Consider the following 22,923-nt stretch of genomic DNA (forward strand, 5'->3'; position numbering starts at 1 on the left):
GTGATGGACCGAGGAAAGGCCGTGGAACAGGCGATTTCGCAGATAGAAAAACAGTTCGGCCGGGGCTCGATAATGAAGATGGGGGAGCAGAAGGTTCTGGATATCCCCGCGATTTCAACCGGTTCACTGGCTCTCGATCTCGCCTTGGGGGTCGGGGGGGTTCCCCGCGGACGCGTGGTGGAGATCTACGGCCCGGAATCCTCGGGGAAAACCACCCTGGCGCTCCACATAGCGGCGGAGGCCCAGGCCAAGGGGGGGATGGTGGCTTTCATCGACGCCGAACACGCCCTGGATATCACGTATGCCCGGAACCTCGGGGTGGATGTCGACAGCCTGCTCGTGTCCCAGCCGGATACCGGTGAGCAGGGCCTGGACATCGCCGAGATACTGGTCAGGAGCGGGGCCATCGACGTTCTGGTCATCGATTCGGTCGCGGCATTGGTCCCCCGGGCCGAGATCGAAGGGGAGATGGGCGATCAGCACGTCGGGTTGCAGGCCCGGCTCATGAGTCAGGCCTTGCGGAAGCTGACGGCCACCATCAGTAAGTCCCACACTTGTGTGATTTTCATCAACCAGATCCGGATGAAGATCGGTGTGATGTTTGGAAGCCCCGAGACCACCACGGGCGGAAACGCACTCAAGTTTTATGCGAGTCAACGCCTCGATATCCGGCGGATCGCCGCGATCAAGGAGGGCGCCGATACGATCGGCAACCGCACTCGCGTGAAAGTAGTCAAGAACAAGGTCGCCCCGCCCTTCAAGGAGGCGGAGTTCGACATTATTTACGGAAAGGGCATTTCGAAGGAAGGCGATATCCTGGACCTCGGGGTGGAACTGGGCATCGTGGAGAAGAGCGGCGCCTGGTACTCCTTCGGGGAGGACCGCATCGGGCAGGGGCGGGAAAACGTGAAGCGCTTCCTGGCGGAGAACACCGATATCCGGGATCGGATCGCCGTGATGATCCTCGAAAAGTCCGGGCTGAGGCAGGTCATCTCCCGGGAGGCCGGCGTTGAGCCGGCGGAGGCCGCCGCCGAAACCGCCTGAAACAAGGACCGGCAGGTCCACGCAGTGAAAAGACCGGTATCCGCCCAGACGGTGCCGTCCCCCGCATGGGGGTTATTTTTAGACAGGATGGAACAGGTTCATGACGATGCCAATGGATTTCAGAGAGATCAGACGGGCCTTCCTCGACTACTTCAAGGGCCGGGGCCACGCGATCGTGGAGAGCTCTCCGCTCATTCCGAGGGACGACCCGACCCTGCTTTTCACCAATGCGGGAATGGTGCAGTTCAAACGGCTGTTCCTGGGAGAAGAGAAGCGGGGCTATACCCGGGCGGCCACGTGCCAGAAATGCGTTCGCGCAGGCGGCAAGCACAACGACCTTGACAATGTAGGCTACACGGCGCGTCACCACACCTTTTTCGAGATGCTCGGCAACTTTTCCTTCGGCGACTATTTCAAGGAGGAGGCTATCGTGTGGGCCTGGGAGTTGCTCACCCGAATCTACGGCCTGCCGGAAGAACGGCTCTATGTCTCGGTCTTCAAGGATGACGACGAGGCGCAGCGCATCTGGGAGAAGGAGGTCGGTATCCCGCCGGAGAAGATCGTTCCTCTCGGGGAGAAAGACAATTTCTGGGCGATGGGGGATACAGGGCCCTGCGGACCCTGCTCCGAGATCTACATCGACCAGGGGCCGGAGATCGGTTGCGGCCGCCCCGAGTGCTTCCCCGGTTGCGACTGCGACCGGTTTCTGGAGATCTGGAACCTGGTCTTCACCCAGTTCGATCGGAGCCCGGATGGAAGCCTTACGCCGCTCCCGCGCCCGAACATCGACACGGGTATGGGGCTCGAGCGTCTGGCGGCGGTCATCCAGGGGTCTGCCTCGAACTACGGCTCGGATATCTTCAGGGACATCCTGGGGGTGATCGCGGAATTTTCCGGGAGGCGTTATGGCGAGGAATCGCGGCAGGACGTCGCGTTCCGTGTGATCGCGGATCATTCGCGCGCGGTCACATTCCTGATCAACGACGGTGTGATGCCTTCGAACGAGGGCCGCGGGTATGTCCTGCGGCGCATCATCCGCCGGGCTGTCCGTTTCGGCCAGGTGCTCGGGCTGCAGGACGTGTTCCTCAACCGGGTGTGCAGCCGGGTGATTGAGGTCATGGAGCCGGACTACCCCGATCTGGCCCGCTCGCAGCCGTTTATCGAAGGGGTGGTGACGAACGAGGAGAGACGCTTTGCGGATACGCTCCACTACGGGATGCGTGTCCTGGAGGATGAGATCGAGCGGCTGTGTGCCGACGGAGTCCGGGTCGTCCCGGGTGATGTCCTCTTCAAGCTCTACGACACCTACGGTCTCTCGGCCGACATCGTTGAGGACGTGGTCCGTGATGAGGGCCTCGCGCTCGACATGGAGGGCTACGGGACGGCGATGTCGCGGCAGCGGGCGCAGTCGCAGGAGTCTTGGAAGGGGAGCGGGGAAGAGGCGATTCCCGCGGGCTATCGGGCCGTTCTGGCGCGGGGGGTCACGACGCCGTTTGTGGGATACACCGATCTCGCGGCCGAGGCCGATGTGGTGGCTGTCCTGGTGGACGGGCGGGAGCAGGACGCCGTTTCGAGCGGCGCCAAGGCCGAGCTGATCCTGAGCCGCACGCCCTTTTACGGCCAGGCCGGCGGGCAGGTGGGCGATCGGGGCTGGATCGAATCCGACGGGGGCCGGTTCGTCGTGAAGGACACGCGCAAATACGGCCAGGATCTGACCGTGCACCAGGGCGTGCTCGAAAGTGGCCGGATCGCCGCGGGGGAAAAGGTCAGGGCCGTTGTCGACGAAAAACTGCGGAGGGCGACGGAGGCAAACCATTCGGCGACGCACCTCCTGCACGCCGCGCTGCGGGAGGTCTTGGGCGACCACGTGAAGCAGGCCGGTTCGATGGTTTCCCCCGAGCGGCTGCGCTTCGATTTCAGCCACTTCACGCAGGCTTCGACCGAAAAGCTTCTGGATGTGGAGCGGCGGGTCAATGCCCGCATCCGCGAGAATCACCCGCTTGCGACCGAGGTCATGTCCCGGGAAGACGCGGTGCATACCGGTGCCATGGCCATTTTCGAGGAGCGGTACGGGGAGCGGGTCCGGGTGGTCAGCGTCGGCGATGACGTGAGCAAGGAACTCTGCGGCGGGACGCACACCGCGCGGACTGGAGACATCGGCCTTTTCCGGATCGTGAGCGAGGCGGGTGTGGCGGCCAATGTCCGGCGCATCGAGGCCTTGACCGGGGAGGCGGCGCTTCTCCACGACGAGGAGGAGTCGGAGACGATCCGGCGCTCGTCGGCGCTCCTCAAGACGACGGCGGACGCCCTGATCGAACGGGTCGAGCGCCTGGTGCGGGAGCATCGCGAGAAGGATCGGGAGATCGAGACCCTGAAGGCACGTCTCCTGAGCCGCAAATCGGATGAATGGCTGCAGGATGTCCGGCGTATCGGGGGGGTTCCCGTGCTGGCCCAACAGCTGGAGGCCGATGGCCCGAAGGCCTTGCGGGAGGCGGCGGACCGCATCAGGGACAAGCTTGGCTCCGGTGTGATCCTCCTGGGCGCCGCGCACGAGCAGAAGGTTATGCTGATCTGTGTGGTGACGGCGGATCTCCAAAACCGGTTCAAGGCCGGGGACATCGTCCGTCAGCTCTCTCCCGTCGTCGGGGGGAAAGGCGGCGGCCGTCCCGATATGGCCCAGGGCGGGGGCACGCGGCCGGAGAAGCTCGCCGAGGCGATCGAGGCTTTCTATGCGCTGATGGCGGGCCGTTCGTGACCCGGTGAAAACAGGGGAACTCCTTGAACTCGAGTTTACAAACAAGAGATTGAAAAAACGAGCAATGCTTTGGCATTGCTACAAAGGCAGGCTACTGTCCTGGATTATCACCGATTTTCGCGCTACGTTCAAGTGTCACGGCGATATAGGAATCGACGACGCATTACAGAAGAGGGGTGCCGCAGGATCGCCTTGCGGCACCGACGGACCTCTCACCTTTTTCAATTGTGTGGATGTTCGGGCGGGCAGTTGTGATCGAGCTTGTCCCCCCCCATTGACTTCCCCATTTCATGCCCAGAAAATCACCGGATTTTTGACGTTATTTCTATAATATCATTGAAATTCCAGGCACGCACGCCGCGGTCGGCCGCGGCGTGAATATGACAAAGGTGGATTAATTGGTATCCATCCGGAAATGATTCCCCTATAGAACCCAGTTTCCAATCTGGAAATGAGGATTTTTCTTCACCGCTTCGCCGCTCAGTCCCACCGCTACGCGGCGGGTCCCGGTTTGGCCAATATCAAGGAAATCAAGCGTTTGTGCGGAGGCGACCTGCAGGTCGCCGCACAAGCAAACGCGCAGATTGACGCCGAGATTGGTCAAAAACACCATTTCCGGATGGAAACTAGTTGAAGATGCGGGCCGGCAGGTTCCACCAGGCGGGTTTCTTTTTGGCCGGTTCGGCGGCCTCGCCGTCGGGCGGGGCGTCAGCGAGCGTTTCTCTGCTCTCCGAGAGTTTGATCAGGGCCTCATGGTATTGGCCCAGGTCGGGGTAATTTTGGAGGAGGTATTCGTACCTGCCTGCAGCGGCGCCGTAGCGGCCGGTCTTGAAATAGAAGTTGGCGACGTAGAGTTCATGTTGGGCCAGCGATTCGTAGCAGTCCCGCACCTTCAGTTTCGCTGCCTGCGCATAGGGTGAGTCCGGAAAACGCTTGATCAGTCGCTCGAAATGCTCCTTGGCCTTGAACGTATATTCCTGGTCGCGGTCGATGGATTTCATACGCTCGTAGTGGCAGAGTCCCATCCGGTAAATGATGTATGGGATTTCGGGGTGGTTCGGGTGCAGCTTTTCGAAATCGGCATAGGAGCCGAAGGCCTCCTCGTACAGGCCCTTGGAGAAGTAGGCATCGGCCAGCTTGAGTTCGGCGCTTACGGCCTCCCGGCTGTAAGGGTACCGGTCGGTGATCTGCTGGAAGTTGTCGATGGCCTCCTGATAGTAGCCTCTGTCCATGGCGTCCATGCCGTCGCTGAGGAGCAGTGTCGCACCTTTTTCCTCCTCCTTCTCAGGAGGGAAGACCTTGTGCCACAGCGCACAGCCGCTCAGGAGAAATCCCATCAGCGCGAAGATCGCGCACCATTGCAGAACAAAACGAGGCGTTTTCATACGGTCGGTTCGATGCTCACTGTTCATGAGGTTTGGCCGGCGGCCTCTCGATGGGCCTTCAGGTCTTCGACATACTTTTCGGCCGCAAAGGTCGCGGCGGCCCCTTCCCCCACCGCTGTAGCGACCTGGCGCAGCTGCTTGGAGCGGATGTCTCCGCCGGCGAAGACACCGGAGACGGAGGTTTGCATGTTTTGGTCGGTGACAACGAATCCGTAGTCGTCTGTTTTGAGGAGACCATCGAGCAGTTGGTTGTTGGGGCTGTATCCGACGAAGATAAAGGCCCCCTGCACAGTCAGGTGAGAGGTCTCTCCGGATTTTACGTTTCGAAGGTCGAGACCGTCGACGCCGGTTTCACCGGTGATGCGGTTGCAGATGGTATCCCAGAGGATGTGGATTTTTTCCGAGGCCATGGCGCGGTCTTGCAGGAGTTGAGTGGCCCTGAGCCTGTCGCGGCGGTGGATAAGGTGGACCCTGCTCGCGAAGCGCGTCAAGAAAAGGGCCTCCTCCACGGCGGTATCCCCTCCTCCGATGACGGCCACCTCCTGATCGCGGTAAAAGGGGCCGTCGCAGGTGGCGCAGTAGGACACGCCTTTACCTGTCAGCAGACTTTCACCCTCCACACCGAGCTTCTGGGGAAAGGCGCCGGTCGCAAGGACAATCGCCAGCGTCTTCAGTTCCCCTTTGTCGGTGTGGACGATCTTGGTCTCGCCCGCCAGGTCCAGCCGAGTGACTTCACGGCTTTGGATGTCCAGGCCGAACTTTTCCGCCTGGTTTTTCATACGGTCGATCAGTTCGAAGCCCGAGATGCCGTCCGGGAAACCCGGGTAATTTTCCACCCAATCCGTCGTGAGGATCTGCCCCCCCGGGGCGAGTTTTTCCAGAAGAACCGTGTCGAGCCGGGCCCTGGCGGCGTATAGCCCGGCGGTCAAGCCTGCTGGACCGCCTCCGATGATGATGAGATCATACATGATTTCCATCCTGAAACTGTTTTGGGGTACGCACGGGCTCTCCATTCAGGAACGACCTGACCACGCTTCAGGGTGGAAACGGGCGCATCAACGAAAGTTCCCGAATCAGGCGGACCCAACGCCGCGCGATCGGACCTGCCGGGTGGTCCCGACAGGTAAACCGTTTCGAAAAGCGGACCGTTCCGCCTACAGGAGCTTTTTCAGTTCCTCGGCGATATGGCTCTTGGGGTGGGCCCCGATGACCGTCTGAACCAGTTCACCGTTCTTGAAGAAGAGCAGGGTCGGGATGTTCCGGATACCGAAGCGCGGAGGCGTCTGACGGTTTTCGTCCACGTTCATCTTGGCGACCTTGATCTGGCCCTGATATTCTTTAGCCAACTCTTCAATCACAGGCCCGACCATTTTACAGGGGCCGCACCACTCCGCCCAGAAATCGACCATGGCCGGGATGTCGGATTTCAGGATTTCGTCATCGAATGTGCTATCGGTCACATAAAGCATGTCGGACATGGATACTCTCCTTAATGATGATTTGAGGATAATAAGGTTCATCGGGCAATTCAATCGCCCGTGCTCGATTTCTCGAAGGCTCGCCCCATCCAAACGGATGCTTGCCGCGGTTTCTTCCACCTCTATCGCAGGTAAAGCCGGTTGGCGCGCGGCTTCACGGATTGCGGTGCGACCGGCATGCAGCGAAGAAGCGGTGAAGGCACGGTTGCCCGATCAGGCCGTCCCCTCATTCAGTACCTTCTCGAGATTCTTCATGACGGTGACCGGTACAGGTCCCGATTTTGCGTAAAGGTTCAGCAAAGCGTGAGAAATCTTCGCTTTCTCCTGGACTTTATCCCAGCCGATCCCCTTTTCCTCGATTTGTTTCATCAATTCGATAAGCTCTGGCGATTCCATTCCTGAGATCCTCCTTATTTTTCGGCAGATGCAAGATCAGGGGGGTAGATATATTTCGGATCCATTTCATAGGTCCACGGAAGTCCCCACCACTGCCAGCCGTTATGCCGCCGGTGATTGAAGCCATAAATCTTGTTGCGTTTGGCCAATTGCCTGAAATACTTGTGGCGGTTGCTGTCTTCGGAAAACGGAAAAAGCGACCCCTCGAAGCCGTCTTCTACATCGTAGACGTTTTTGAAACCCGCTTTCAGGAGATCGACGGCCGCCTGGGCGCTGCGTGTGCCATCCCGGCAAAGGACAAGCAGATTGTCGGTTTTCTTGAAAACTTTAGCAACCTGTTCCACGAACTTCTCGTTTTTAGGACTCAGTTGATAGGTGTATTCTTCATCGGATTTCTTGAAGGTGTCCGTAAAGAACTGATAGGGGAAAAGGTAAGCCCCGACGGGATGGCCCACGAACTGGTACTCGGCCCTTGTCCGTATGTCAAGCAGATAGGTGTCGGGGACCGTATTGAGCATATCGAGGGCTTCGATGCTCAGGATCTTCCTGGGTTCCTGAGCCTCGGCCGGACCGGCGGAGCAAAAGATGCACACAAGCACCGAGAACAGCATTATCGTAGCGTGAAGCGCGTATTTCATGGTTTCATCGATGAGACCTTGAACCAAAACCAGTGGGTCTCTCGGTATCCTTTTCTTGAAGATGGGCGTGCGAGCGTCATCCGATCAGGGATACCCGACCGCTGGGCCAAGCGTCCTCAAAATCCAGTCGACCCCAACCGGCTGGACCGCAAAACGGGGGCTGACCAGATCGGGGCGCACCCGCGCCCTGTCTATTTCTTCGATTCAATGCCTAAGGTTTTTAATCCAACGGGGCTTTTCCTGTCAATGAAAATCATGGGTTGCAAGCTATGGCCCTTGACAGCCAATTCGGGAATACATTAGATTTCAGGCTGCTTGGTGTTTATCAGGATCATGCTGATCCAGCGCGGCCGGGTTTGCAGTCCCCAGAGGGTTTTTTCGCCGGAACGGCGTTTTTGCGCGTGGGGCCCTGCACTGCCACGGTCATTCGTTTCCCGGCGACTGCGCGGTTGCCCCCGGGGCGGCCGCTCAACCATGCCATTCAGGAGGACAGCCATGGCAAAGAGCCAGGTCTTTTTCGCCGACTTGCGGACTTCCATCAAGGAGAATCTCCTCGGTAAGTTGAGCCGTCTCATGGAGACGGCGGGGTTGAAGGACGTCGTGCCCAAGCGTGGTTTGGTTGCGGTGAAACTCCATTTCGGTGAACTCGGCAACACGGCCTTTATCCGGCCGCTTTTCCTCCGCCAGGTGGTCGCGGACATCAAGGCCCTGGGCGCGCAGCCCTTTTTGACGGACAGCAACACCCTGTATGCCGGAACCCGGGGCAACAGCGTCTCCCACCTCGATACGGCTATCGCGAACGGGTTTGCCTACAGCGTGATCGGGGCGCCGATCATCATCGCCGACGGGATGAGAGGGGCTACCTGCGCTGAGGTCGAGATCCCGGGGGAATTGATCAGACGGGCCTTTATCGGCAAGGAGATCGTCGAAGCGGATGCCTTGATCAGCGTCGCCCATTTCAAGGGGCACGAGTTGTCCGGGTTTGGCGGGACCATCAAGAATCTCGGGATGGGATGTGCCAGCCGGAGAGGCAAGCTGGATCAGCACAGCGGCCTCTCGCCGAAGGTCAAGGCCAAGAAATGCGTGGCATGCGGGGCTTGTGTGGAGCACTGCGCCCACGGCGCACCCTCGATCGTCAAAGGCAAGGCGCGGATCGATCCGGAGCGGTGCGTCGGCTGCGGGGAGTGCATCCTCATCTGTCCGAACGGGGCGATCGAGGTGCAGTGGAACGCGGACATCCCCGTCTTTCTGAAGAAGATGGTCGAATACACGCAGGCGGTCCTGCTCGGGAAACGCAAACGGGCCCTTTTCATCAATTTTTTGACGAATATCTCTCCGGCCTGCGACTGCTACGGCTTCAGCGATGCCCCCATCGTGCAGGACGTGGGGATCGTCGCTTCAAGGGATCCGGTCGCCATCGATCAGGCCTCCGTAGATCTCGTCAACCGCCAGCCTGTGTCGGGAATGGCCTGTCTGGCCGATAAGGCGGATGCCGCACAGGACAAATTCCGCAGCCTTTATCCCAAGGTCGATTGGGAGGTGCAGTTCGAGCATGCCGAACGTGTGGGGCTCGGGAGCCGCGACTATGAACTGATATCCCTCTGATCGGCGGGCGGAAGCGCCTCCATCGTGTTTTCGGAAAGGGTGGCGCAAATACCAGGCCGGGAACCTTCCCGATTCCCCTCGCGGATGTGTTTTCCGGTTTTCCTGAAACGGGAGGCGGTGTGAAATTGTTTCCATCCGGAAATGGTCTTTTTTGCCAATCTCGGCGTCAATCTGCACATTTGCTTGTGCGGCGACCACCAGGTCGCCTCCGCGCAAACGCTTGATTTCCTTGATATTGGCAAAAAATCCTCATTTCCGGATTGGAAACTGGGTTCTACCGCGAAATCATTTCCGGATGGAGACGAAATTGTTCTGAAAAGCGTCTGTTTTCGGCTATTTGCAATCCATAGTGAGGGTGAATGCATCAGAATGAGCATTTCGGCATGATCGTTGTAGAGAATTTGAGTAAATATTACGGACGGATACCCGCCGTGACGGGGGTTTCGTTCCATGTCGAACCGGGTGAAATCGTGGGTCTCCTCGGGCCGAACGGGGCCGGGAAGACGACGATCCTCCGAATCCTCACCGGATATATGCCGCCGACGTCGGGCCGTGTGCTCGTTGGGGGGCGGGATGCCCGTCGGGAGTCGCTTGCCGTGCGGAAAGGGATCGGGTTTTTGCCCGAGAACGTGCCGCTTTACAGCGATCTCAGCGTGCTGCAGTTCCTGCGCTTCGCCGCTTCGGCCAAGGGCGTCCCCCGCGAGCGTTTGACCGTCGAGGTTGGGCGGGTCCTGGCGGTCTGCGCCCTCAGCGGATATGAAAGGCGCCTGATTCGGCATCTGTCGAAAGGATTGCGTCAGCGCGTCGGCCTGGCGCAGGCCCTCCTGAACGATCCGCCGCTGCTGATCCTGGACGAGCCGACGACAGGGTTGGACCCCTCGCAGATCGTCGAGATGCGGGAGATGATCCGCGGGCTGGGAGGTGAGCGCACGGTGGTGCTGAGCACCCATATCCTCCCGGAGGTAAGCCAGCTTTGCCGCCGGGTGATCATCATCAGTAGAGGCCGGATCGTCGCGGAGGATACACCGGAGGGGCTCGGTGCAAAGCTCGCGTCCCGGCGGGGGGTCCGGACGACTATTCGGGTGGATGCGCCCGAAGGCCCCCTGGTCCAGGGGCTGCTCGCCCTGGATGGAGCCATTGCAGTGCATGCCGGCTCCGAACAGGGCCTCTATGAAGTGGAGAGCGAGCAAGGCCGCGATGTCCGGGCCGCGATCGCCCGCTGTATCGTTTCTTCCGGTTGGCTTTTATATGAGATGACTCCCCGCGATCCCAGCCTGGAAGAGATCTTTGTGCGGCTGGTGACCGAAGAAGAAGGAGGTGTGCAGCTGTGAGGCAGGTAGGTGCCGTTATGCGCAAGGAGTTGGCTGTGACCTTCACGTCGCCCATCTTTTATGCGGTCGCCTTCATCTTTCTTTTGATCAGCGGGTATTTTTTCTACTCCGATGTCGCCTACTTCAATTTTCTGAGCCTGCAGGCGGCCAGCAACCCGTTCATCGCCGAGGGGCTGAACCCGGAGACCATGGTGATTCAGCCCTTTTTCGGAAATATCTCGATCATACTCCTCCTGATGCTGCCGCTCATTACGATGCGGTTATATGCCGAGGAGAAAAAATCGGGGACGATCGAACTCCTGTTCACCTATCCGCTGAGCGATGCCGCGACGCTGACCGGCAAAGTCGCCGCCACGCTCCTGGCGTTGCTGGCCCTCCTCGGCGCCGGTTTCCCGTGCTTTCTCCTCTTTGCGACGGTGGCTTTCGTGGACTGGGGAATGGTGGGCGCGGGGTATCTCGGCCTGTTCCTTATGGGAGGCGCCTTCGTGTCATTGGGGGTGTTTACCTCGTCTCTGACTGAAAATCAGGTGGTCGCCGCGGCCTTGAGCTTCGGTCTGCTGCTCCTATTCTGGGCCCTCGGCTGGGCCGAGCCGTTGGTCGGCGGACGGGTGGGCCAGGTGCTGGCTCATCTGGCGATCGCGTCCCATATGGATTCGTTTGCGCAGGGGCTCGTCGATACCCGTGATATCCTCTACTACCTTTGCTTCGGGTTCTTCTGGCTTTTTCTGACCTTGCGCTGCCTGAACTCGCGTTCCTGGAGGGGGTAAGACGGATGGCGGGATCCGTTCGAAGGACAAGGTTTTTGGGATCCGGCAGTGCGAGCGCTGCCGTCGCGGCTGTGCTCGCGCTGCTCGTATTCCTGAGCCTTCTCTCCGAGAGGTATTACCTTCGGTGGGATCTGACGGGATCGAGGCAGAACAGCCTTTCCGCCGAAACCATCAAGGTGTTGGAAAATATTCTGGAACCGGTTCGGATCAAGGCTTTTCTGGCGGACGGGAGAGACGGGAGCCGTAAGGTCGAAGATCTTCTGGCGGGATACTGCTATCACAACCGGCAGGTGAGTTATACGGTGATCGATCCGACTCGGAACCCCTCCGAGGCCCGTCGCTACGATGTCACGAGTGAGAAGACTCTGATTTTGGAGGGTTACGGCCGGAGGCAGACTGTCAGGATCCCGGACGAGCAAAAGGTGACCAATGCCCTCCACCGTCTGATGGAGAGTTCACCCCGCCGGGTCTATTGGCTTACCGGGCACGGCGAGCGCTCATTCGACGGAAAGGAACCGGAGGATCTCGCGTCCTTTGCCGAAGCGCTCGAGGCCGAACATTGCGAAGTGATGTCTCTGAACCTCATGCGCGGAGATCCGCCGCGGGATGCGGACGTGATGGTCGTGGCCGCGCCGGAAAAGCCTCTTTTCCCGGAAGAGATCGAACGGCTCGATGTCTTTCTGGCGGAGGGGGGCCGGATTCTCCTTTTCCTCGAACCTTTTCACGACGGCGGCCTGGAGCCGTTTTTGAGCCGCCACGGGATCGGGATCGGGGAGGACATCGTCGTGGACAAATTCAGCCGCGTCATGGGGGGCGACTACCTGCTGCCGATGGTCAACGACTATGGGGCCCATGAGATTACGAAAGGGTTCGATCTCACGTCCATCTTTCCCATGAGCCGCTCCCTCACCCTGCTCGATGAGGCAAAGACGCCGAAGGGGGAAGCGGTCTGCCTGGCCTATACCTCCGAGGATTCCTGGGCGGAGACGGATCGCGCCGCCTTGGACGAGGGCCGCGTGGAGATGGACGCGGCGGACCAAAAAGGCCCCCTCTGCCTGGCGGCGCTGGTCGAAACGGCGCCTCGTGAGGGGAGGGACGGCGAAAACGGTGCAGAAAACGGGGAGGCGGGAAGGAATCTCCGTCCGCAGAAGGGGAGGCTCGCGGTCTTCGCCGACTGTGATTTCGCCTCGAACCAGTTTTTGAGCGTAGCGGGCAATCAGCGGTTTATCATCAATACCTTTCTTTATCTGGCTGGAAAAGCGGACTTCATCACCATCGAACCGAGGCGGGGGAGACTCGAATCCCTGACCCTGAGCCGAGCTCAGGGATGGCTCTTTTTCGTGTTTCCCGTGGTGGTTCTGCCCGCGCTCGTGCTGATCGCGGGTTTCGGGGTATGGATGCGGAGACGACCGAGATGAATCTCCGCCCTGTCATCGTGTACGTGGTGCTGGCCATGGCGGCCGCGGCCCTTTACTTCCTGGACCGCAGCCGTCACGGCGCCGAGGAAAAGGCCGACCGGCAGGCGCGGCTTGTTTTCGATGCGGCCGAGGAGGATATCGACCGGTTGATGATCAAGCGCCCGGGGGAGGCCATTGTGCTCGTCAAAGAGGCTTGCCCCGGGAAGGACGGCTGCTGGCGGATCCTGGAGCCCATCGAGGCCGCGGCGGATGCGGCCGCGGTGGAACGGATGGCCGCCGATCTGACTGCGCTCCAGTCGCTGCGGACCTTTCAGGACGAAGCCGGGGATTTTGCGGCCTTCGGGCTCGATCGGCCGGTTCTCAGCATCCTCTACGAAACGGAGTCCGGGTCCTCCAGCGGGATCGTGTTCGGCGAGGAGAGCCCTGTTCGGGAGGGGTATTATGCGCGCAGGAGCGGAGGCCACGAGATCCTGATCGTGGCGCGGGATATGCGGAAGAAATTGGACAAGACCCTGTTCGATCTGCGTGACAAGCGTCTGTTTCATTTCGATCCGCGGGAGGTCATCGAGGTGGATATCGACGGCCAGGGGGTGAAGTGGCGCTTTACCCGCAGAGGGGACCAATGGCGGCTTCAGGACGATCCTGATTTCATTCCGGACGGACATCGGGTGGATACGATGGTAGGCCGGTTTGTCTGGGCCGAGGCGGCCTCCTTCGAAGGCACCGACATGTTCGATGCCGCGGCCTACGGTCTGGATTCCCCTCGTTACCGCGTAAGACTTTCAGACGGCAGGAGGGCGGAGACGCTGCTGGTCGGCGATCCCGTGGGCGGAGAGGATGGGCGCCTCTATGGCTGTATGCTTGGGAGCACAGAGGTTTTCACCCTGCATGACTGGGTGGTTGCCCATCTGCCTGCCGGCAGGGAAGAGATCCGGGAGGGAGCTGGTTAGTTTCCAATCCGGAAATGGTTTTTTCCGATCCTGGCGGGAATCTCCACGTTTGCTTGTCCGGTGACCACCAAGTTTCCTCCGCGCAAGCGCTTGATTTTATTGATATTGGCAAACCGGGACCCGCTGCGAAGCGGTGGGAATGAGCACGCGAAGCGTGTGAAGAAAAAATCCTCGCTTCCGGGTTGGAAACCGGGTTGTACCGTGAAATCATTTCCGGACGGGTACGGGTTAGGGAAGGCCTGTCGGCGCCTGTTCATTTTTTCCGGAGGGGCATCCGCCTATTGTAAGCCGCTGCAGGGTGTGCTATGGAAGGACGATTTTTCGATACGTGCAAAGGAGACAGGAAACCATGGAGATCAGCGTCAATCGGTTGAGTCCGGACAAGCTCAAGAAGCGGCCGGAGGATGAATCCAAATTGGGGTTCGGTGATATCTTTTCGGACCACATGTTCATGATGGACTACGAGGCGGGCAAGGGGTGGATCAATCCCCGGATAGAGCCGTATGGGCCGCTTTCCATCGACCCTGCAGCCATGGCGATCCACTATGGTCAGCAGATCTTCGAGGGCCTCAAGGCCTACCGGGGGCGCGGTGACGGGATCTATCTGTTCAGGCCCCGGGGGAATTTCGAGCGAATGAACCGCTCCGCCCTGCGGCTGTGCATGCCCGAACTTCCGGTCGAGGATGTCATGGCGGGTATGAAGGAGTTGGTCCTGCTCGACCGGGAATGGATACCTCGCTCATCGGGCACTTCCCTCTATATTCGGCCGACCATGTTTGCGACGGAGCCCCACCTCGGTGTGCGGCCCGCCAGGTCCTATCTGTTCTATGTCATCATCGGACCTGTGGGCGCCTACTATAAAGAGGGGCTGAACCCTGTCAAGATCTACGTCGAGGACTTCTATGTCCGGGCGGCCCGGGGCGGGACGGGTGAGGCGAAAACCGCCGGAAACTATGCCTCGAGCCTGTTGGCTGCCGAGAAGGCCAAGGAGAAGGGCTTTACCCAGGTCCTCTGGCTGGATGCTGCGGAGCGCAAGTACGTCGAGGAAGTCGGGACGATGAACATGTTTTTCGTCATCGATGACGAGGTGCTCACGGCCCCCTTGGACGGGAGCATCCTGCCGGGCGTGACCCGTGATTCCGTTCTGCGGATCGTGCGGGATTGGGGGCTGAAGGTCACCGAGCGGGCGCTGGCCATCGATGAAGTGGTGTCCGCCGCGAAAAGCGGGCGCCTCAAGGAGGCCTTCGGAACGGGTACGGCGGCGGTGATCTCGCCGGTCGGGCAGATCACGTTCAAGGGCGAAGACTATATCGTGGCCGGCGGGAAGATGGGGGCGCTTTCTCAACGACTCTACGACGAGATCGTCGGCATCCAGTATGGCGACCGCGAGGATCGCTACGGCTGGCTGGAGCGGATCGACTGATCGGGGGACGAGCGGGCCGGCCCTGCACCGGTGTTCCAATCGGCCGGTTAGCACGGTTGAATACCCGTTGGGGGTTTTTGCCCCCGTCTAGCTTTTGATGGAGGAGTTCTCATGATCCCCACCATCCAGTGGGACAAAGATTATATCCGTATGGTCGACCAGCGGAAGCTGCCGTCCCGGGTCGAGTGGTTCGTTGCACGGAGCTACCGGGATGTGATCAAGGCTATCCAGAGGATGGTGATCCGTGGTGCGCCGGCGATCGGCGTGGCGGCCGCCATGGGCCTTGCGATGGGCGGGCGCGCCATCAAGGCCCGGACTTACGAGGCTTTCGTGCAGCGCCTGGAGGCGATGGGGGCGGAGATGGCGGAGGCGCGCCCGACGGCGGTCAATCTGCGCTGGGCGGTGGAGCGTATGCTCCGTCTCGCCGAGGGCCTGTCCCGGGAGCCTGTGGACGCGATCAAAGCGGCCCTCCGCGTGGAGGCCGACCGGATCCTCGCCGAGGATATCGCCGTCAACCGGTCTATCGGCCGGCACGGGGCATCGTTGGTGCCCGATGAGGCTACTATCCTGACCCACTGCAACGCGGGATCCCTGGCGACCGGCGGCTACGGAACGGCCCTGGGTGTGATCCGCGCGGCCTGGGAGGCGGGAAAGAAGGTTCGGGTCTATGCCGACGAGACGAGACCCTGGCTGCAGGGGCTGCGTCTCACGGCCTATGAAATGATGGAGGAAGGCATCCCGGTATGGGTCATCGCCGACAACGCCGCCGGTTCGTTCATGCGGCGGGGCCGAATCCAACTCGTCGTCACGGGTGCCGACCGCATTGCGGCCAACGGAGATGTGGCGAACAAGATCGGCACGTATCAGGTGGCGGTCCTGGCCAGGGAGAACGGCATTCCTTTCTATGTGGCAGCGCCTCTTTCCACCATCGACCCGGCGATCCCCGACGGGGACCACATCCCGGTGGAAGAAAGAGATCCGGCGGAGATCTGCGAAGTGGGCGGTAAATGCCTTGGACCGCAGGGCGTCGCTGCTTTGAATCCGGCTTTCGACATCACGCCGGCGCGTTACGTGACAGCGATCATCACGGAAAAGGGGGTTCTTTATCCCCCCTATCCAGACCAGATAAAAGAGGTGTTGGAGGCGCGGTAAGGCCCCCTGATTTTGTCCTTGACGTAAAACGACGAATTGCATAAACTCACACGTTTCAAGAGAGAGGGTACAAAAATATACCCGGCGGGGCCGGGCGGCCGAATAGGCGTATCTTCGTCAGAAAACGCGCTCCGAACAGGGGTCGGTTTCCGGGTGGGGGACGGGCTGGGCCGAGGGAAAGGAGTTGGGAACTTCAAAATCCTGATTTAAAAACGAAAGAGAGACAGGGAAAGTGACATCACTACTTGATCTTGTATTGATCGATTTGTATGAGTGTGATCGCGAGAGCCTCATGGACACCGACCGGATACGGGAAGGGATGCTCGAGGCCGCCAAGATCATGGGCGCCGAAGTGGTGGGCGACTCTTTTCACACCTTTGAACCGTGGGGTGTCAGCGGGACCGTGACCATCGCGGAATCCCACCTGGCGGTTCACACGTGGCCGGAATATGATTTCGCTGCGGTCACGTTCGAAACGTGCGGTCAACATATGGACCACAAAAAGGCTTTCAATTACCTGATCGGGTTTTTCAGTTCGCGAAGGCCCAGGATTACCCAGCAGAAGCGGGGCTTCATCGAGTCCGCCGACAACACCGTGCTGCCTTATAAACAGGTGGTTGGCTGACTCAAGGGCTCGAGACCGCGTTTACCCGGTCACCAAAACCTTACCATGACCCGATATCCCGCTGTGGAGTCTTTTTCTCCGGGCAGGGCCATGGTGAGGTGTGCCTGTATTACCCCCTTCCTGTCTGCCGCTTATGCCCCGGAAGGGGCGGTTTCCCGCTTCAGATAGATCCCCTCCAATACCCGCTTTGTTTCCGTCGTCAGTTTGAATCGGTCATCGATCCGGAGTCCGCAGACCCAGACGATTTCGCTGCCCGAGCGATGTGTGAGCAGCGGGATCCGTGCTCTTTCGGATCGGGGGATCTTCAGATCGATCAGAAAATCCTTTAGCTTCCTCGCTCCGGACATGCCGAGCGGCCGAAAACGGTCTCCTGGCCGGATACTCCTGACGGTGAGCGGGAAGCGGATCCTGTCGGCATCGAAATATTCCCGCTGCGGCACGCCATCCAACTCCACCCCGTCGGTTGACGGCATCAGACGCAAGGTGAGGCTTGCCCCCGCCTCCGGCAGGGCGCAGGTGCCGGGGCTTTGCATGAGGTAGGAAAATTCGGGCCCCGTATGAACCGCCGTGCGGGAACCTACGATCAGGTATGCCGGATTCGCCTCGGCGCGGATACCGTTTGGCAGGTGCAGCGGGCCGCGGTTCCCGGGGGCGGCGCCTATTGCCTTCACAGCGTCGATGTGCCGGATTTCCACCCTTCGCAGGCTTCCCCGGGCCGCGCTCCTCAAGACCTCGCGGATGACATGGTTCTGAAGACCTGCAGGCAGGGATACAAAGGCCGCCCTCGGGATCTTCACGCTGCCGGATTCATGCTCACAGCGCTCTCGGATCCACTCGTCCGCGCACTGCTTCAGAAAGGCATGGTCCAGGCGGAGGATCTCGGCGGTGGCTGCCAGCCGTTCGACGATCCGGGGCTGAAAAGATGCGAGGAAGGGGATGAGTTCCAGCCGGAGGCGGTTTCGCAGGGGATCGAGCGACCGATTGGAGGAGTCTGACATGTACGGGAGCCCTTTTGCGCGTAGATAGGCCTCGATTTCGGCGCGGCTCACTTCGATGAGCGGGCGGATAAAGCGGCCTCCCCGGACGGGCGCCATACCGGCGAGCCCTTCAGCCCCGCTTCCCCGAAGAAGCCGCATCAGGACGGTTTCCGCCTGGTCGTTCATGTGGTGGGCCAGGGCGATCTTGTGGGTGCCGAGGCGTCTGCAGGTTTCCTCCAGGAAGGTGTAGCGGGCAAGGCGCGCCCGCTCTTCGAGGGATGGAGACCCGGGATCCAAGGGGATCTCCGGCTGTCCGCACGCACACTCGACGCCGAGCGAGGAAGCCAGGGAGGCTGCGAAGGCGGTCTCCTGAGGGTCTTCCGCGGGGCGCAGTCCATGGTCGAAGTGGGCGACAGCCAGTTCACAGCCCAGGGTAGCCGTGAGGGAGTGCAACACATGAAGGAGGCAGACCGAATCGGCCCCTCCCGACACCGCCACCAGGATGCGCTCCTCCGGTTCGATCATCCCGAAACGCAGGATGGTCTTTTCGATCTTCCTCAAAAAAAGGAGGGTTTCCCGCATGGCCCGGTGCCCGTCGATCGTAGATGTACGGATGATGCCCCCGCTTTGGGAAATGACCGCCTGGATGTTTGCGCGCGCGGCATCGGCCGATGTTTTATTCCCTGAAGTCGACACCCTAGCACGGTTCGATCGGAAAGACAACCGGCAGGGGCTGTCCCGCAGGCGACAATTTCGATTGACGAAGACGGCACCTGGTTATAAACAGAAAAAGGAACACCGGATCGTGCCGGCAATGGAGCTTGGCCCCCGGTTTTCCAAGGCGGAGTGTCCCGCGCGGGATCCGGGGCCTTGGCAGGGCGCCTGCGCGGTCCGAAACGTCAACGGTTTTGTTCCGGCGAATGACTTCGCGTCCGTCCGGAAATGATGGCCTGGCACGACCCGGTTTGCAATCCGGAAACGGCCTCGGCCGATTGACCGGGTGCAGTGTGTCGCAGCGTGGATGTCTTCCGGCTGGCAAGGTGATCCGGCAGCGATAACGGTGCGAACCGCAAACCCGGTGTTTTCCTCGAAGGCTTCAGGTTTCCGTCATGAAAGGAATCGATATGTCCGCCACCCCTCCTGTCTATGATCTCGATCCGCTGTTCCGTCCCCGCACCGTGGCGGTGATCGGGGCTTCCGACAACCCCGGCAAGCTCGGCTACCATGTTATGAAGAGCTTGACCGAGGGCGGCTTCCAAGGGGATATCCTGCCGGTGAATGCAAAAGGGGGGCGGGTGATGGGACTGTCTGCCTTCCCGTCTGTGGAGGACTGTCCGCCGTGCATCGATCTGGGGATTGTGGTTGTGCCGGCTGCGGCGGTGCCCTCCGTCCTCGAGCAGTGCATCCGGAAGAGGGTGGGGGGGCTGGTGCTCATCTCGGCCGGTTTCAAGGAGATCGATGACCCGGCCGGGGCCCGGCAGCAGGAGGCTCTGCAGGCAATGGCCGTCGCAAACCGCATCCCGGTCATCGGGCCGAATACCTTCGGGATGATCAATCTCCATCATGACCTGAACGCCTCCTTTACACCCGAGTTCTCGTTGGCCGGCAAGGGGGGCATTGCCCTCGTGAGCCAGAGCGGCGGGATGTCCCATCTCCTCGCGTTCTTGGCCATGAACCAGGGGATCGGCTTCAGCAAGATCATCGGGTTGGGGAATCGTCTGAATTTGGATTTTGCCGAGATCGTCCCCTATCTGACAGCCGATCCCGATACGCGAGTCATTGCGCTCTATATCGAAGGCCTGGATGATCCACGGCCGCTTCTCGAGGCGGCGGAATCCGCGCGGGGGAAGAAACCCATCCTGGTTTATAAAACCGGCGCCGCCTCCAAGAGTGACCAGGCCTCGATGAGCCATACCGGAAGTCTGGCTGGGCGGCACGAGATCTATTCGGGGGCCTTCCGCCAGGCCGGGGTCCTGGCGGTCGACGGGTCCCAGGCCATGCTGGATCTTGGAAAGGCGTTGGGCGTCTGTCCGCGGCCCGGAGGGCGCAGGATTGCGATCCTGACCGGCCAGGCTGGGCCCGGTATGGCGGCCTGCGATGCCTGTGAGATGAACGGTCTGGAGATCGCGCGGTTCAGCTCTGAGACCCAGTCTGCGGTCGACCGCCTGCTGCCGCCGCTCGCGATGCGCACCAACCCTGTTGACATGGGGCCGGCCTGGTACGACAGCGGGGCGATCCAGGGGATCATGCGCGCTGTCTTGGAGGACGAGGCGGTGCATGGGATCATCCTGCTCATGATGTATGCCTCGGCCAACCGGGAGGTGGTCCCGGTCCTCTCAGGGCTTTTGAATGAATGGCGGCAGCGGAAGCCACTCGTGAGCTGTCTGGTTTCGCCGGCCGGTATATGGGACGAAGCGGTGGAGGAACTCGAAGCGGGTCGTGCGGTGGCGAATTATCCGACCCCGGAGAGGGCCGCCGAGGCCATGGCGGGCCTGTGGCGATATGCCTGTTTGTCGAATACGGAGCGGAGGGCAATGTGAATCTGATCGAAGAAGCATTGGAACGGGGTGAAAACACCCTGTCCGAGCACGCATCCAAGCAACTGCTCGCGGCCTATGGGATACCCGTGAGCCGGGAGGTGGAGGTCCGCCGGTCGGAGGATTTGGCCGGCGCCCTCGACGAGGTTGGCTTTCCCCTGGTTTTGAAGGCCTGCGGGCCCGGGTTCACCCACAAGACCGAAAAGGGCCTGGTGCGGGTGGATCTGCGTACGAGGGACGAGGCACAGCGGGCGTTCGAGGAAATTTGGCCCGAGGCGCAGCAGGCCGGCGGCTCTGTTCTCGTGCAGGAGCTGGTCGCCGGCAGGCGGGAGCTGGCCGCCGGTCTCACGCGTGACCCGCAGTTCGGCCCCTGTGTGATGTTCGGGTTGGGTGGCATCTTCACCGAGATCCTGCGGGATGTTGTTTTCCGGGTCGCGCCTCTCGCGCAGCGGGATGCCTTCGACATGCTTTCGGAGATCAAGGGGCGTCGGATCCTCGATGCGGTGCGCGGGATGCCGGCGGCCGACCGTGACCAGTTGGCCCGCATCCTGGTCTCGCTCGGCCGGATTGGGCTCGATCACCCCCAGGTGAAGGAAATCGATGTGAATCCTCTTATTCTCAAGGCTGAGCGGCCGGTGGCCGTGGACGCCCTGGTCGTTCTGGAAGGCTAGCCTCGTTTCCATCCGGAAAGGGTCTTTTTTGCCGATCTCGGCGTCAATCCGGACCTTTGCTTGTGCGGCGACCACCAGATCGCCTCCGCGCAAGCGCTTGATTTCCTTGATATCGGCCAAACCGGGACCCGCCGCGAAGCGGTGGGACTGAGCACGCGCAGCGTGTAAAGAAAAATCCTCATTTCCGGATTGGAAACGGGCTCGTGCTGGATCGAGCATTTCCGGATGGACCCTGCTGTAAAGCGGTCGGATCGGGTTGCCCTTGCAACCGCCGACATAAAAAGTGCGCCATGCGGATGCCCGATGTGGTATCATGGTACGCGATGCAGGTGGCGCGTCGCGGCAAATTTTGTTGAATCCATGAATGTTCAACGTTAGCGCTTTGAAGTCATAAGGGAGGTGCTATCGTGGCAAAGGCGAAGATCGTAAAGAGGAGTACGGCGGGCAGACGTCGGGTCACCGTTTTTCTGGAGGCCCCTGACGCGCGCGAGGTGTTTCTTGTCGGAGATTTCAACCAGTGGAACCCCATGAGCCACCCCATGAGGCTCGACAAGAACGGGTTGTGGTCGCGCAACCTGATGATCGAGCCGGGGACCTATGAGTATAAGTTCATCATAGACGGCGAGTGGCAAAACGACCCGGCCAATTCGCAAACATGTGAAAACTGTTTCGGCACCTTCAACAATGTATTGGCGGTATCACCGAAGTAGTTTCCATCCGGGAATGGTCTTTTTTGCCAATCTCGGCGTCAATCTGCACGTTTGCTTGTGCGGCGACCCGCAGGTCGCCTCCGCGCAAACGTTTGATTTCCTTGATATTGACAAAAAATCCTCATTTCCGGATTGGAAACTGAGTTGTGCCGGGAAATCATTTCCGGATGGACACGAAGTGGTTTCCATCCGGGAATGGTCTTTTTTGCCAATCTCGGCGTCAATCTGCACGTTTGCTTGTGAGGCGACCTGCGGGTCGCCTTGGCACGAGCGCTTTGCCCGGCGGTTTTCCCCTGGAGGAGGCGGATGCATTTCGGTGCGTCCGCAAAGCGGACCGCGGAGTTTTGCGCCGGATCAAAAGGAGGATGCCTGCGAAGGGGTCAGGTGCCTGGGGGAGGTCCAGTACATTTCTGAAAGGGCCTCCTTGAGCGCAATGTTGATGGGAAGCCTGCGAAAGCCCCTGGCCGGCTCGAGAGATCCGACCCGGAAAAAGGCGTCCTGAAAGACGGGCGGAAGGATCCCGTTGACGATGGCCGTCTCCGCCCGCTGGATTTCATGAGGAGATGATTCTTTGATCCGTCTGCAGGTGGAAAACTCGAATTCCCCGGTTTTGCTGCGCCGGGCGGCAAAACCGAAAAGCCTGCAGACCAAGGCCCTGAAAGGATAATACCGGCAGCGGCCCAGGGTTCCCGTATCGTCATCGGCCCGGTAGAGGACGCAGTCGAACCGTTCTTCCTTTTCTCTTTCCTCGATCGCATCCGCGATGAGGTTTTCCTCGCCCCTGCGGAAGACCTCCTGTGCCAGAGGGAGGACTTCCAGGACGGTGGCTTCCACCGTCTCGCTCCGGCAGCAGACCCCGCATCCGGGCGGGCATGCCAACCGTGTGAGTGTTTGAAATCGTGAGGCATTATCGTCCAATGCCTTGTAGAGTTCCAGGACTTTTCGGGAAAGTTCGAGAGAGCAGCGTATTTCCATGGAATTCCGTTTCTACGGATAGGTTCATACCCAGTCCGGAAAAGCAGGGCGGATGGGCTCCCTGTTCCGAAGGGATCCGGGGGGCG

23 protein-coding genes and 1 pseudogene are annotated in these 22,923 nt (G+C 60.3%); 16 read left to right on the top strand and 8 right to left on the bottom strand.

All coding sequences use genetic code 11. From position 1 onward, the window contains the following. The first annotated feature begins 3 nt into the window (after window positions 1–3). Window positions 4–1,044 (top strand): recombinase RecA, encoded by a 1,041-nt coding sequence (gene recA, locus ACZ500_RS00760; RefSeq protein WP_464230631.1) that lies wholly within the window; start codon window positions 4–6, stop codon window positions 1,042–1,044. 112 nt (window positions 1,045–1,156) lie between these two features. Beyond that, on the top strand, window positions 1,157–3,799 hold the full coding sequence (gene alaS, locus ACZ500_RS00765) for an alanine--tRNA ligase (RefSeq protein ID WP_464233134.1): 2,643 nt from the start codon (window positions 1,157–1,159) through the stop codon (window positions 3,797–3,799). 424 nt (window positions 3,800–4,223) lie between these two features. Here alaS and ACZ500_RS00770 read toward each other — a convergent pair whose 3' ends face one another. From ACZ500_RS00770 to ACZ500_RS00795, 6 genes are all read right to left on the bottom strand, one after another. Continuing rightward, window positions 4,224–4,412, bottom strand: a complete 189-nt coding sequence (locus ACZ500_RS00770) for a hypothetical protein (protein WP_464230632.1) — start codon at window positions 4,410–4,412, stop codon at window positions 4,224–4,226. Between the two features lie 13 nt (window positions 4,413–4,425). Continuing rightward, window positions 4,426–5,184 carry an outer membrane protein assembly factor BamD gene (locus tag ACZ500_RS00775; protein ID WP_464230633.1) on the bottom strand — a complete coding sequence of 253 codons (759 nt, stop codon included), beginning with the start codon at window positions 5,182–5,184 and terminating at the stop codon, window positions 4,426–4,428. Window positions 5,185–5,207: 23 nt separating this feature from the next. Continuing rightward, entirely contained in the window at window positions 5,208–6,152 is a 945-nt protein-coding gene (gene trxB / locus ACZ500_RS00780) for a thioredoxin-disulfide reductase (protein ID WP_464230634.1), read from the bottom strand. A 186-nt stretch (window positions 6,153–6,338) separates the two neighbouring features. After that, window positions 6,339–6,662, bottom strand: coding sequence for a thioredoxin (trxA, locus tag ACZ500_RS00785; protein ID WP_464230635.1), 324 nt, complete (start codon window positions 6,660–6,662; stop codon window positions 6,339–6,341). Between the two features lie 213 nt (window positions 6,663–6,875). Next, the gene (locus ACZ500_RS00790) at window positions 6,876–7,058 is read right to left on the bottom strand and encodes a hypothetical protein (protein ID WP_464230636.1); all 183 of its coding nucleotides are present in this window, start codon (window positions 7,056–7,058) and stop codon (window positions 6,876–6,878) included. Window positions 7,059–7,072: 14 nt separating this feature from the next. Continuing rightward, complete coding sequence (locus tag ACZ500_RS00795; RefSeq protein ID WP_464230637.1) at window positions 7,073–7,696, bottom strand: rhodanese-like domain-containing protein; 624 nt, start codon at window positions 7,694–7,696, stop codon at window positions 7,073–7,075. Between the two features lie 495 nt (window positions 7,697–8,191). Between ACZ500_RS00795 and ACZ500_RS00800 the strand changes: the two genes are divergently transcribed. From ACZ500_RS00800 to speD, 10 genes are all read left to right on the top strand, one after another. Then, a complete protein-coding gene (locus ACZ500_RS00800) occupies window positions 8,192–9,301 on the top strand; it encodes a DUF362 domain-containing protein (protein ID WP_464230638.1) in 1,110 nt (369 codons plus the stop codon). Window positions 9,302–9,442: 141 nt separating this feature from the next. Next, window positions 9,443–9,688 (top strand): hypothetical protein, encoded by a 246-nt coding sequence (locus ACZ500_RS00805; RefSeq protein ID WP_464230639.1) that lies wholly within the window; start codon window positions 9,443–9,445, stop codon window positions 9,686–9,688. Beyond that, the gene (locus ACZ500_RS00810) at window positions 9,661–10,632 is read left to right on the top strand and encodes an ABC transporter ATP-binding protein (RefSeq protein ID WP_464230640.1); all 972 of its coding nucleotides are present in this window, start codon (window positions 9,661–9,663) and stop codon (window positions 10,630–10,632) included. The genes ACZ500_RS00805 and ACZ500_RS00810 overlap by 28 nt, the downstream gene beginning before the upstream one ends. Next, window positions 10,629–11,399: an ABC transporter permease subunit gene (locus tag ACZ500_RS00815; protein ID WP_464230641.1), complete on the top strand. Its 771-nt coding sequence runs from the start codon at window positions 10,629–10,631 to the stop codon at window positions 11,397–11,399. Before ACZ500_RS00810 ends, ACZ500_RS00815 begins: the two co-directional genes overlap by 4 nt. 5 nt (window positions 11,400–11,404) lie before the next feature. Further along, entirely contained in the window at window positions 11,405–12,817 is a 1,413-nt protein-coding gene (locus ACZ500_RS00820; protein WP_464230642.1) for a GldG family protein, read from the top strand. After that, window positions 12,814–13,767 (top strand): DUF4340 domain-containing protein, encoded by a 954-nt coding sequence (locus ACZ500_RS00825; protein ID WP_464230643.1) that lies wholly within the window; start codon window positions 12,814–12,816, stop codon window positions 13,765–13,767. Before ACZ500_RS00820 ends, ACZ500_RS00825 begins: the two co-directional genes overlap by 4 nt. A 14-nt stretch (window positions 13,768–13,781) precedes the next feature. After that, on the top strand, window positions 13,782–13,910 hold the full coding sequence (locus ACZ500_RS00830; RefSeq protein WP_464230644.1) for a hypothetical protein: 129 nt from the start codon (window positions 13,782–13,784) through the stop codon (window positions 13,908–13,910). Between the two features lie 206 nt (window positions 13,911–14,116). Then, a complete protein-coding gene (locus ACZ500_RS00835; RefSeq protein ID WP_464230645.1) occupies window positions 14,117–15,190 on the top strand; it encodes a branched-chain amino acid aminotransferase in 1,074 nt (357 codons plus the stop codon). A gap of 111 nt (window positions 15,191–15,301) precedes the next feature. After that, the gene (gene mtnA / locus ACZ500_RS00840) at window positions 15,302–16,342 is read left to right on the top strand and encodes an S-methyl-5-thioribose-1-phosphate isomerase (RefSeq protein WP_464230646.1); all 1,041 of its coding nucleotides are present in this window, start codon (window positions 15,302–15,304) and stop codon (window positions 16,340–16,342) included. Window positions 16,343–16,574: 232 nt separating this feature from the next. Continuing rightward, entirely contained in the window at window positions 16,575–16,967 is a 393-nt protein-coding gene (gene speD / locus ACZ500_RS00845) for an adenosylmethionine decarboxylase (protein WP_464230647.1), read from the top strand. A gap of 131 nt (window positions 16,968–17,098) precedes the next feature. Here the strand turns inward: speD and tilS are convergent, their stop codons facing one another. Continuing rightward, window positions 17,099–18,640, bottom strand: coding sequence for a tRNA lysidine(34) synthetase TilS (gene tilS / locus ACZ500_RS00850; RefSeq protein WP_464230648.1), 1,542 nt, complete (start codon window positions 18,638–18,640; stop codon window positions 17,099–17,101). 413 nt (window positions 18,641–19,053) lie between these two features. On the opposite strand from tilS, the gene ACZ500_RS00855 reads away from it, so the two are divergent. The 4 genes from ACZ500_RS00855 (at window position 19,054) to ACZ500_RS00870 (ending at window position 22,364) form a co-directional block, all read left to right on the top strand. Continuing rightward, window positions 19,054–20,484, top strand: coding sequence for an acetate--CoA ligase family protein (locus ACZ500_RS00855; RefSeq protein ID WP_464230649.1), 1,431 nt, complete (start codon window positions 19,054–19,056; stop codon window positions 20,482–20,484). Continuing rightward, the gene (locus ACZ500_RS00860) at window positions 20,481–21,152 is read left to right on the top strand and encodes an acetate--CoA ligase family protein (protein ID WP_464230650.1); all 672 of its coding nucleotides are present in this window, start codon (window positions 20,481–20,483) and stop codon (window positions 21,150–21,152) included. Before ACZ500_RS00855 ends, ACZ500_RS00860 begins: the two co-directional genes overlap by 4 nt. Window positions 21,153–21,559: 407 nt before the next feature. Continuing rightward, window positions 21,560–21,862 (top strand): isoamylase early set domain-containing protein, encoded by a 303-nt coding sequence (locus ACZ500_RS00865; protein ID WP_464230651.1) that lies wholly within the window; start codon window positions 21,560–21,562, stop codon window positions 21,860–21,862. Window positions 21,863–21,875: 13 nt separating this feature from the next. Further along, window positions 21,876–22,364, top strand: coding sequence for a hypothetical protein (locus tag ACZ500_RS00870; protein ID WP_464230652.1), 489 nt, complete (start codon window positions 21,876–21,878; stop codon window positions 22,362–22,364). A gap of 173 nt (window positions 22,365–22,537) precedes the next feature. On the opposite strand, the pseudogene ACZ500_RS00875 reads toward ACZ500_RS00870, so the two are convergent. Further along, window positions 22,538–22,837 (bottom strand): annotated as a pseudogene (locus ACZ500_RS00875) (hypothetical protein); the annotation flags it as partial. Window positions 22,838–22,923: the final 86 nt, after the last annotated feature.

This window comes from Desulfatiglans parachlorophenolica, from assembly GCF_055394735.1.